The sequence below is a fragment of the Kitasatospora sp. NPDC057223 genome (genome assembly GCF_042669755.1).
Taxonomy (GTDB): Bacteria; Actinomycetota; Actinomycetes; order Streptomycetales; family Streptomycetaceae; genus Kitasatospora.
The window spans coordinates 20,895-31,673 of the sequence record NZ_JBHUWW010000108.1; the positions used below are offsets into that span (position 1 = coordinate 20,895).

Annotated in this window: 6 protein-coding genes; 2 read left to right on the forward strand and 4 right to left on the reverse strand. The window is 75.8% G+C overall.

From position 1 onward, the window contains the following. The first annotated feature begins 32 nt into the window (after positions 1–32). Positions 33–1,895: an acyl-CoA dehydrogenase gene (locus tag ACFUK0_RS29815; RefSeq protein WP_380255564.1), complete on the forward strand. Its 1,863-nt coding sequence runs from the start codon at positions 33–35 to the stop codon at positions 1,893–1,895. A gap of 28 nt (positions 1,896–1,923) precedes the next feature. Here ACFUK0_RS29815 and ACFUK0_RS29820 read toward each other — a convergent pair whose 3' ends face one another. The 4 genes from ACFUK0_RS29820 to ACFUK0_RS29835 form a co-directional block, all read right to left on the reverse strand. After that, positions 1,924–2,685, reverse strand: a complete 762-nt coding sequence (locus ACFUK0_RS29820) for a phosphodiesterase (protein ID WP_380255565.1) — start codon at positions 2,683–2,685, stop codon at positions 1,924–1,926. Between the two features lie 58 nt (positions 2,686–2,743). After that, positions 2,744–7,318 carry a hypothetical protein gene (locus tag ACFUK0_RS29825; RefSeq protein ID WP_380255566.1) on the reverse strand — a complete coding sequence of 1,525 codons (4,575 nt, stop codon included), beginning with the start codon at positions 7,316–7,318 and terminating at the stop codon, positions 2,744–2,746. Between the two features lie 86 nt (positions 7,319–7,404). Continuing rightward, entirely contained in the window at positions 7,405–8,277 is an 873-nt protein-coding gene (locus ACFUK0_RS29830) for a hypothetical protein (RefSeq protein WP_380255567.1), read from the reverse strand. Positions 8,278–8,320: 43 nt separating this feature from the next. Then, positions 8,321–9,868, reverse strand: coding sequence for a hypothetical protein (locus tag ACFUK0_RS29835; protein ID WP_380255568.1), 1,548 nt, complete (start codon positions 9,866–9,868; stop codon positions 8,321–8,323). A 139-nt stretch (positions 9,869–10,007) separates the two neighbouring features. Here ACFUK0_RS29835 and ACFUK0_RS29840 point away from each other — a divergent pair, with 139 nt between their 5' ends. Further along, the gene (locus ACFUK0_RS29840; protein ID WP_380255569.1) at positions 10,008–10,754 is read left to right on the forward strand and encodes an IPT/TIG domain-containing protein; all 747 of its coding nucleotides are present in this window, start codon (positions 10,008–10,010) and stop codon (positions 10,752–10,754) included. Positions 10,755–10,779 lie beyond the last annotated feature (25 nt).

The following is a 10,779-nucleotide window of genomic DNA, read 5'->3' on the forward strand; positions in this document are numbered from 1 at the left end:
TCATGCGACCGGGCCTGATCATTAGTCAGAGCATGATCTCGATCCCGGGCACCCGCAGTGCCCCCCTCGACACCCCGAGCACAGCCGTCGACCCGCTGACCGCCGGCTTACGCGCCCTCCTCTTCGGCGCCGACCGTGAGCGGATCCACGGACCCTGGCGGGAGTTGGCCACCGATCCGTGGATGTACCCGCAGCACGGGACGAGCAGCGCCGACCAGCTCGCCGCGTCCTACGAACGGCTGCGCCGGGTGAACACGGTGACCGACGCCGCCGCTCTGGCCGACGACCCCTACCGCCTGACCTCGCTGCACGAGTGGACGGCCACGATGGACGGTGCGCTCACCGTCCTGGCCGGCATCCACTACAACCTCTTCCTCGGCAGCCTGGCCGACCACGACGCCCATGACAAGCGCCCGTTGGACGAGTACCTCGCGATGACGCGGACCGGCACCTTCCTGTGCACCGAACTGGGCCACGGCAACGACGCCACCGCCCTGGAGACGACCGCCGTCTACGACCGGGCCGACCGCACCTTCACCCTGCACACCCCCAACGCCGGCGCGCAGAAGTTCATGCCGAACACCGGCCCGGCCGGCGGCCCGAAGTCCGCCGTGGTCGCCGCCCGGCTGCTGATCGACGACCGCGACCACGGGATCTTCCTGTTCCTCACCCCGCTCACCGACCAGGCCGGCCCCCTGCCCGGAGTCACCGTGCGCGCGCTCCCGCAGCGCCCCGGCAGCCCGGTGGACCACTGCCTGACCTCCTTCGACCAGGTCCTGCTGCCCCACGACGCGCTGCTGACCGGCGAGCACGGCCGGTTCGGCGACGACGGCGCCTTCACCAGCGCGCTCGGCAGCAGGAGGAAACGGTTCCTCACCAGCATCGGCCGGGTCACCCTCGGCAAGCTCTGCATGAGCGCCAGCGCGGTCGGCGTCTCCCGGGCCGCCCTGGCCACCGCCGTCCGCTACGCGCAGCACCGCCACGTGAGCGGAGCCCGCCCCGACCGCAGGGTGCCGCTGTGGGCGCACCGCACCCACCACGGACCGCTGCTGGAGCAGCTCGCCACCGCGTACGCCATGACCGCACTGCACCGGACCACCACCACGCTGTGGGCCGAGCACGACCGCACCGACCCGGCGGCCGCCGCCCACGCCCAACGCGAAGTGGCCGTCGCCAAGGGCTGGATCACCTGGCAGGCCCGCACCGTGCTGACCGAGTGCCGCGAACGGTGCGGAGCCCAGGGGCTGCTGCCCGTCAACGGCATCGTCTCGGGCACCGTCGACATCGAGGGGACGATCACGGCCGAGGGGGACAACCTCGCCCTGTGGGCGAAGACCGGCGCCGAACTGCTGCTCGGCCACGACGCCCCGCCGGCCGCCACGCCCGGCGGCGGGCCGGCCGACCCGGCGGTGCGCCAGAGCCTCCTGCTCGCCGCACGGCACCTCCTGCTGGCCCGGGCCCGGACCCGCCTGCGCCAGGCACCGGCCGGCGACAGTCTGCGCCGGTGGAACGCCGCCGCACCCGCCGCCCTGGCCGCCGTCACCGCGCACGCCGAACACCGGGCCGCGGCCGCGCTGCTCGCCATGGCCGAGCAGGCCGCCGGGCCGCGGGCCCGCGCCGTCCTCCTCGACCTGCACCAGCTCTTCACCCTGCGCCGCCTCGACCCGCGCACCGGCGCGCTCCAGGGCGGGCAGTACCTGACGGCCGACCAGGTGGACGAGCTGCCCGAGCTGATCGAGCAGAGCATCGCCCGCCTCGCCGGCCACGCACCCGCCCTGGTGGACGCCTTCGACCTGCCCGACCGGTTCTTCGCCGGCCGCCCGATCGCCAACCCCGGCTACCAGGAGGCCTTCGACGACGACGACGCCCACTGGAACCTCACCGCACCGGCCTGACGGGTACGGGCCCGGGCGGCCGCACCGGTCAGACCACGACCCGGTAGTGGGTCGTCAGGCGCCCGGCGTCGTCGAGGACATGGAGGGCGACCATCGGCGGGTGGTCGAACTCGATGCCCCGGCCGCCCTCGCAGGGCAGTGTCACCGTCGAGACCACCCCCGGCGCCACCAGCAGCGGCAGGCCCGCGAAGGTGGTGGCCGCCGGGGTGTGCGCGTGGCCGCAGAGCAGCGCCGCGACCCGGGGGTGCCGGGCCAGCACCCCGGCCAGCCGCTCCTCGCCCCGCTGGCGGATCCGGTCGACCAACGGCAGGTGCAGCGGCACCGGCGGGTGGTGGAACGCGACGATCGCCGGCTCGTCCTGCGGGCCCTCGGTGAGCGCCCGGTCGAGCCAGGCGATCGTCGCGTCGTCCAGCCGGCCGTCGTCCCGGCCGGGGACGGAGGAGTCGCAGAGCAGGAACGTCGCGCCCGACAGCCGCCGGACCTGGTTCACCGGACCGTCCTCCCCGGCGAAACCGAGCAGGCCGCGGCGGAAGGCGACGCGCTCGTCGTGGTTGCCGGGGCAGACCAGCACCGGGTACGGCGAGGCCAGCACCTTCGCCGCCTTCTCGTACTCGGCGGGCGTGCCGTGGTCGGCGATGTCGCCGGACACCAGGATCGCGTCCAGCGGCCCGGGCAGGCCGTTGAGGTACGCCATCACGCGTTCGGCCCGCCGCAGGGCCATCGCCCCGCCGTCCTTGCGGCCCCGCTCCTGGCCTAGGTGGATGTCACTGAGATGGGCGATGGTCAGCATGCCGCCCACCCTAGGCGGGAGTTGACGACCGGTCACCACCCCCGGCACCCCCGCTGGGTCAGGCCTGCACCGCCTCCGCCGGGCGCTTGAACATCCGGGTCGCGGTGATCTCACCGTGGACGGCCGGGCCGTCCGGGTCCTGCGGGGCCGGCAGGCCGGGGCGCAGGTGCTCCTCCACCGAGATGTACTTGAGGCCGGCCCGCAGATCCGCGTCGTTGCGCAGCCGGATGACCAGCGGGAACTCGGCGAGCGCGGTGGTGTCGAACAGGCCGGTGGTGTAGATCAGCTGCACGCCCAGCGCGTCGGCGACGGCCCGCTGGAGCTCCAGCAGGTAGGTCGCGTTGGCCCGGCCGATCGGGTTGTCGAGGAACAGCGTCCCGGCGTGGCGCAGTTGGGACTGCCCGCGGTCGTTCGCGCGCAGCGCGGCCATCGTGCAGTACAGCGCGATGGCGGCGGTGAGCAGCTGGCCGCCGGAGAACACGTCCGACATCTGGCCGACGCTGACCCGCTCGGCCCGCAGCACGGCGTCCGGCTTGAGGATCTCGACGCTGACGCCGCGCGGGCCGATCGCGGCGGCGACGGCGCGCAGCAGCAGTGACATGCCGTCGCGGCGCAGGTCGCTGTTCTTGCGGACGGCGGAGCGGGTGGCCTCGTCGACGACCTCGCCGAGCCGCTCGACCAGCAGGCTCTGGTCCGGGTCCTCGAAGCGGATCCGCAGGAACTCCTGGCCGGACCACTCCCCCAGGCCCTCGGGCAGCCGGGAGAGCCGTTGGGCGGCGCGCAGCGTGGCGAGGGCGCTCTCGACCAGGCCGCGCAGGCGGTCGACGATGCTGCCGCGGTTGCGTTCCAGCTGCTCCAGTTCGTCGGTGAGCACCCGCAGGCGCGGTGCGAAGGCGGTGGCCCAGGCGGCGGCGTGGTCGGGCAGGGCGGCGGCGGGGAGCTCGCGGATCTGCTGGCGGGCGGGGGTGCGGACGGCTTCGTAGCGGGCCGCGTTGGCGTGCCGGACGAGCGCGTCGGAGGTGTCCCGGACGGCGAGTTCGGCGGCGGACAGCTCGGTGGCGGCGGCCCGCAGCGTCCGGCGGGTGTCGGCGGCGGCGGCGCGGGCCTCGGTGAGGCTGCCGAGGTACGGGTCGGCGTTCTGCTCGGGCTCGTCGGGGTGTTCGCGCAGGCCGTCGCGGAGCTGGCCGGCGGCCTCCTCGAAGTCGGCTGCGGCGCCCTGCGAGGCCTGGTGGGTGCGTTGCAGGTCGGCGTGCGCGGTACGGGCGTTCTCCAGGAGTTCGCGGCGCTCGGCGAGCCGGCTGGTGGCGGTGCGCAGCAGCACCTGGGCGTGCTCGGGGTCGGTGGGGACGAGGTCGTCGGGGAGGTCGGTGTGGGCCTCGCCGGTGGCGGGGGCGGAGCGTTCGGCCTCGCCGCGCAGGCGGCCGAGCTGTTCGCTGGCGGTGGCGGCGCGGGCCTCGATGGTGGCGACGAGCTCCTCGGCGCGGCCGGCGGCTGCCTGCCGGGCCGGGCCGTCGGCGCCGTCGGGGCTGGCGAGCAGTTCCTCGGCGCGGGTGCGGACCTTGTTGCTGAGGCGGTCGAGCTCGGTGGCGGAGGCGGCCTCGTCGCCTTCGGCGCGGGCCTGTTCGGCGCGCAGGTCGGCGCCGACGCCGACCTTCTCGTAGAGCTGGGAGGCGGCGCGGTAGGCCTCGCGCAGGGCGGGCAGCGAGGTCTGGGCCTGGTCGGTCCCGTCCGTCCCGGAGGTGCTGGACAGCTCGGCGCGCTCGGCGCGCAGGGTGCGTACGGTGCGGCGGGCGTCGTCGGCGGCGCGCTGGGCGGCGCGGCGGTCCTCGTCGCAGGTGCGGGCGCGCTCGGCGCAGACGGCCTGGCGGCGGTCGCACTCGGTGGCGTCCTCGGCGAGTTCGCGCAGCGAGCGCGTCCAGTTGGCGCGCTCGCGCAGCCGGAAGGCGAGGCCGGCGAGGGCGTCGGCGCGGCGGCGGGTCCGCTGGGCGGCCTCGCGGTGCTCCTCGTGGGTGGACGCGGCGGCGAGGTGGTCGGCCTCGGCCTCGGCGTGGTCGGCCCGCAGGGTGGCGAGTTCGGCGGCGGCGGTCTCGGCGGCCAGGGCGGCGGCCTCGGCGGCGGCGGCGAGTTCGGCGAGGGTGCCGGGCGGGCACTGGGCGTGCCAGGAGGCGAGGCGGGCGGCGAGGGCGCGGTCGCCGCCGAGGCGGGCGGCGAGTTCGCGGATGTGCTCCTCGCGGGCGGTGGCTCGGGTGCGCAGGGCGCGGCGTTCGTCGTCGGCGGCGCTCTCGTCGTGCATGGCCGGGTTCGGCGGGACGAGAAAGAAGGCGGGCTCGCCGGTGATCGGGGCGATCAGGGCGGCGGCGGTGCCGACGGCGACGGTGGAGCGGGGCAGCAGGGCGGCGGCCTGGAGGGCCTCGCGGGCGCGGTCGAGCGCGTCGGGGTCGGTGACGACGACGCCGTCGACGAGTTCGGGGCGGGCGGCGAGGATGGCGTCGTGGTCGGCCGGGTCGACGGACTGGGCGAGGTAGCGCCAGCCGGGCAGGGCGGGGACGCCGTGCTCGGCGAGGTACTCGACGGTGGCGAGCACGTCGGGGCCGGGCGGCAGCAGGCCGCCGTCGCCGAGGGCGGCGAGGATCCGGGAGTCGTCGGCGGCGGCCGTCCGCAGGTCGAACAGGGTGCGTTCGGCGGTGGCGACGGACTGGTCGAGCCGTTCGCGCAGGCTTTCGGCGGTGCGGTCCAGGACGGCGGGGGTGAGGAAGCCGTCGGCCTCGTCGGCTCCGTCGCGGTAGGCCTCCAGCGACAGCAGGCCGGCCAGCCGCGGTTCGGCGGCGAGCAGGGCGGCGGTGCGGCGCTCGGTGGCGAGCGCGGCGCCCGCGGCCTTGCGGGCGTCGCTGGCGCGGGCGGCGGCGAGGTCGGCGCGGGCCTCGGCGGCGGCGCTCTCGCGCAGCCGGGCGGCGGCGAGGTCGGCGGCGGCGCGGGCCTTCTCCAGGGCGGCGGTGGCAGCCTTCTCGGCGTCGGCGGCGTTCAGGGCGGCGCGGGCGGGGTCGGCCTCGCCGTCGGCCATGGTGTCGGTGTCGGCCTCGATCCAGCCGGAGGCGACGGCGGCCTGGGTCTCCTGCTCGACCTCGGCCAGGCGCTGGCGCAGGTGGTCGGCCTCGCTGCGGGCCTTCTGGGCGGCGGTGGCGGCCGCGGTCGCGTCGGCCTGGGCCTTGGCGCCGTCCTGCTGGATCTCGCCGGCCCGCAGTTCCTCCTGGTCGGCGCGGGTCTCGGCGGCGAGGGCGGCGCTCTCCAGCGCGCGGGCGAGGGCGCCGGCGGCGCGGGCCCGGGCGGCGAGCGCCGGGGCGGCGTCGAGTTCGGCCTCGCGGATGGCGGCGGCGACCCGGGCCGCGCGGTCGGCGGCGGCGCGGTGGCGCAGGACGGCCTCGGCGGCCTGCCAGGCGGCGTGCAGGGTACGGGCCTCGGTGAGTTCGCGGCGCAGGGCGGCGGCCTCGGTGGTGGCGGCGGCGAGCCCGAGGGTGGCGTGGCGGTGGGTCAGTTCGGCGGTGATGAGGGAGTGCCGGGTGCGGTCGCTCTCGGCGGCGGTGACGGCGCTCGCGGCGGCGGCGACCTCGATGGCGAGGTCGTGGGCGCGGTCGCGTTCGGCGGCGCCGCGGGAGGTGAGGGCGTGGGCGAGCCGGCGGGTGCGGCGCTCGGCGGCGCGGTGGGTCTCGCGGACGGACTCGCGGGCGGCGGTGGCCTCGACGATCCGCTGGAGCAGTTCGACCGAGCCGGCGGTGAAGTCGCGTTCGGCGGTCAGTTCGGAGCGGCGGCCGAGCTTGGCGGCGAAGCCGTGCACGAGGTCGGCGAGGCCGTCGGTGTCGCGGGTGTCGGTGACGGCGCGCAGCAGCAGGTCGGTGAAGTCGGAGTCGTGCTTGACCGCGAAGAGGCCGGCGGCCTCGCCCTCGTCGGCGTTCATCTCGCGCTGGTAGCGGAAGAGTTCGGGGTCGAGGCCGAGGTCGCCGAGGTGTTCGTTCCAGCGGTCGTGGATGTCCTCGAAGGTGAGGTCGAGGTGGGTGTGGGCCTTGCCTGCCTCGGTGAGGGCGTCGCGGAAGCCCTTCATGGTGCGGCGCCGGCCGCGGGCCCGCTGGTCGCCGGCCAGGCTGATGCGTTCGGCAACCGGCAGCGAGTCCAGGGTGAGGCCGGGGCCGGGGCGGAAGGAGTACCAGGTCTCGGCGAACTTGCGCGGGTCGGAGGAGACCTGGCGGCCGCGCCACTCGCTGACCTTGCCGACCACGATCAGTTCACCGGTGACGGTGTGCTGCCACTCCAGGGCGACGTGGCCGCAGTCGTCGGCGAGCAGGAACTTGCGCAGCACGCCGGAGCTGGCTCCGCCGAGGGTGTTGCGGTGGCCGGGGAGCATCACCGAGAAGATCAGCTTGAGCAGGACGGACTTGCCGCCGCCGTTCTCCAGGAAGAGCACGCCGGCCGGGGCGGGGCGGCGGGGCGGGCCGTCCGGTTCCTCGCCGAACAGGCCGGGCTGCTGGGGTGCGGGGGCGGCGACCGGCTCACCGACACCGCGCAGGTCCAGGACCGTGTCGGCGTAGCGGGCGCCGGCAGGGCCGATGGAGTACAGGCGGACCCGGTTGAGCTCGTACATGTGCGGCGGTTCTCCAGTGCGGGCGGTTCGGCGGTACGGGCAGGGCAGGCGGGCGGTGCGGTGGGGTGGAGTGGGGGGCGGCTGGGTCAGAGCGAGTGGAACGGGAGGCCGGCGTCGGCCACCAGCTCCTCGCTGTGGTCGGCGGGCAGCAGGGTGGCGCTGCCGTCGGAGACCGCGACCACGCCGAGGTCGAGCAGCTCGCCCATCGCCGCGCCGGCGGCCAGGTCGCGGACCTGGAGCTGGTAGCGGGCGGTGGTGCGGTAGGTGCCTCCGGCGTCGTCGGCGGTCTTCTGCAGGAAGCCGGAGTCGACCAGGAAGAGCACCGCCTTGCCGGTGATGCCGATGGTGGAGCCGGAGAGCCGGCGGGCGTCCTTGGTGGCGCCGGTGGCGGTGCGCCGGGCCCAGACCCGCCAGGCGGCCTCCAGCCCGGGAGCGTCGCTCTGCGGGTCGGTGTTGTCGCCGGCGGCGTCGGCCTGCTCCTCCAGCCGGCGGCAGGCCTGCCGGACGAAGGCGTCGACGCCGTTGACGGTGATCCGGCCGAGGTAGCCGTCGTCGGCGAGGTCCTCCGGGCGGGGGAAGGCCATCGCGGCGACGGCGAGGTGGGCGAGGCCGTGCAGGAACCGGTCGGTGGACTCGGAGGCGGCCCGGCGGGAGTAGTCGCCCATCCGGACGGCGAAGACGGAGTCCTCGGCGGCGGCGACGGCCATCCCGGCGCGCGGGGACACCTCCAGCACGACCAGTCCCATGCCGGTGGCGACGGCGTCGGCCAGCCGGGCGAAGGCCGGGTCCTCGCGGTGGCGGCGGACCAGCTCGGCGTACTCGGCGTCGCGGGCCGGGAGCAGCTTGGCCTGGAGGCCGAAGGAGACCAGCCGGGCGGCGTCGGCGACGTCGGCCGGGGTGAGGGCGACCGGTGCGGGCTCGGCCTCGGTGGCCCAGGGGGCGTCGTGGTGGGTCGTCACGGGTGGTGCTCCTCGGGGTGGTTCCTGGGCTGGCGGCCGGTCATCAGCCGGCGTCCTTGCGGTCGGCCGCCATGCCGGCGGAGTCGAGCAGGGCGGTGCCCACGATGAGGTCCGCGCCGCCGAACTCGACGTCCCGCAGCGGGGTGCCGTCGTCGACGGCGAAGAGCAGGCGCTCCTCGCCCTGGCGGTAGGCCGTGCCGACCGGCGGGCTGGCCGCGTGGACGGCCAGCAGGGCGAGCAGGTAGGGCAGCTCCGGGTCCTGCCGGCGGGCGTCGGCGAGCAGGCCGGAGAGCCGGCGCGGGGCGTCGGCGGGCAGGTCGAGCAGTTCCAGGGCGGCCTCCAGCTGGGCCTCCGAGAAGCGGCTGTCGTCGGGGGTGGCGACCAGGTCCGGGTCGGGCAGCTCGGCGCCGAGGTGCTCGCGCTCGACCGGCGGGGTGAGCAGCAGGTCGACCAGGTCGGTGACCCGGACGGCGGTGGGGGTGCGCAGGCCGGTGGCGCGGGCGAAGAACGCGTCGGTGGGGCGGACGGCCTGCTCGACCGGCAGCCGGAGCACCGGGGCGAGCAGCTGGCCGTACAGGTCGGTGCCGGTGCGGGCGCCCGGGGAGGCGAAGGCCTGGCGGTCCTGCTCGGCGCGGAACAGCGGGCCGGCCTCCAGCAGGCGGGTCTGCAGCTGGGTGTGGCGGCGGATGCAGTCCTTCACTATGTCGACGAGTTCGGCGGCGCGGCGCTTGTGCTCGGCGCCCTCGGGGGTGTTCGGCTCGCTCTCGTCGCGGACCTTGCGGATGTTGGTGAGGATCGCGTTCTCGTGCCGGTAGCGGTCGGCGATGTGGTCGAGCGCCTCGTCGATCAGGTCGGGGACGGCCTGCATCCAGTCGACGGCGCGGACGTTGCGGCGGGTGGCGTCCAGTGCGCGGCGCAGCGTCTCGGCGTACTGGACGGTGCGGTAGCGGGCCTGCTCGGCGGCGAGCTGGGCGTCGGCGAGGCGGCCCCGGCGGATCAGCACCTCCAGCTTCACCTCGGCGGCGATCTGGGCGGAGGTGACGTCGGTGTCGAGGGCGCCGACCAGGACGTTGACGGCCTCGTCGGTGGTGCGGAGGTAGACGCCGCCGTCGGGGCCGGGCACCTCCTCGATCAGCTTGAAGTCGTAGTCGCGCCGGACGTAGGCGCCGTCGGGGCCGAAGGTGCCGTAGACCGCGCGGAAGCCCCGGTCGACGCTGCCGACGTTGATCAGCGACTCCAGCACCCAGCGGGCGACCCGCTCGTGCTCGGCGGCGGGCCGGGGCGGGTTCTGCGCGGCGACCCGGGGCAGCATGCGGGCCAGCACTATGTCGCGGTCGGCGCCGGTGTCGAAGTCCATGTGCAGGGTGACCAGGTCGATGGCGGCGAGGCCGACCTCGGCCATCGCGTAGCCGCCGTACTCGCCGGCCAGGTTGACCTTGCGGTTGTCCAGGTCGTGCAGCGGGGCGGTGCAGGCCAGCGCCTTGAGCCTGCGGGCGAGGCCCTCGTCGGCGGCGGGGCCGGGCGCGGGGCGGACGGCCCCGGCGGGCGGCCGGAGCCCGAGGTCGGTGGGCTGGTCTGCGATGGCGGTCACGGTGGACAAGATTAGGGCTTCACACCGACAACGACCGAAACGGGCCTTTTGGGCGAACCGGAACGGCGGCCGGCCGGCCGGCGAAAAAGCCCTACGGGGGCCCGGCGTCTCCGCCATGATGAAAATTATGATCATTAAAATGGCAAAGCTCGGTCTTGCCGCAGTGCTGGCCATCGCCCCGCTCGCGGCCGGGACCGGTGCGGCCGTCGCCGCGGGCACCCCGCAGGGCCCCGACGTCGCCGTGTCGCAGGCGGGCAACTACCCGATCTTCGCGGTCGACAACACCAACTTCAGCGTGACCTGGAAGTCGGCGGGCACCGCGGACGTCACCGGCGTCACCCGCCTGACGGTCGACCTCCCCGCGGGCCTGACCACCAGCGGCGCGCTGATGTACTCGACGCCGTACGACTACACGTTCTCGCAGACCGTCTCCCCGGACGGCCGCCACCTGGTGGCCCTGTTCACCGGCACCCGGGCGCCGGGGCGCAGCGACTTCATGAAGGTCCAGGTCAGCTCGCGGGGCCCGGCCCGCCCGAGCGGGACGATCAGGGTGACGGCCGCCAACCGGGGTGACACCGACGCGTCCGACAACGTCTCGGCGTACCTGCTCGGCACCGGGCCGCAGCCGTCGCCCACCCCGGCCGCGCCGGGGCTCGGCGCGATCGGCACGACCACCGGCCCCGCCGCCGGCGGCACCGCCGTGACGCTCACCGGCACGAACCTGGACGACGGTTTCGTGCTGTTCGGCGACCAGCCGGCCGCCGGCGGCTGCGCCGGCACCTCGTGCACGGTGACGGCGCCGGCCGGCTCGGGCAGCGTCCCGGTCACCGTGGTCACCCCAGGCGGACACGCCGACGCGCCGGCGGTGTTCAGCTACACGCCCTGAGCCCGGGATCCACCCCCGCGGCACC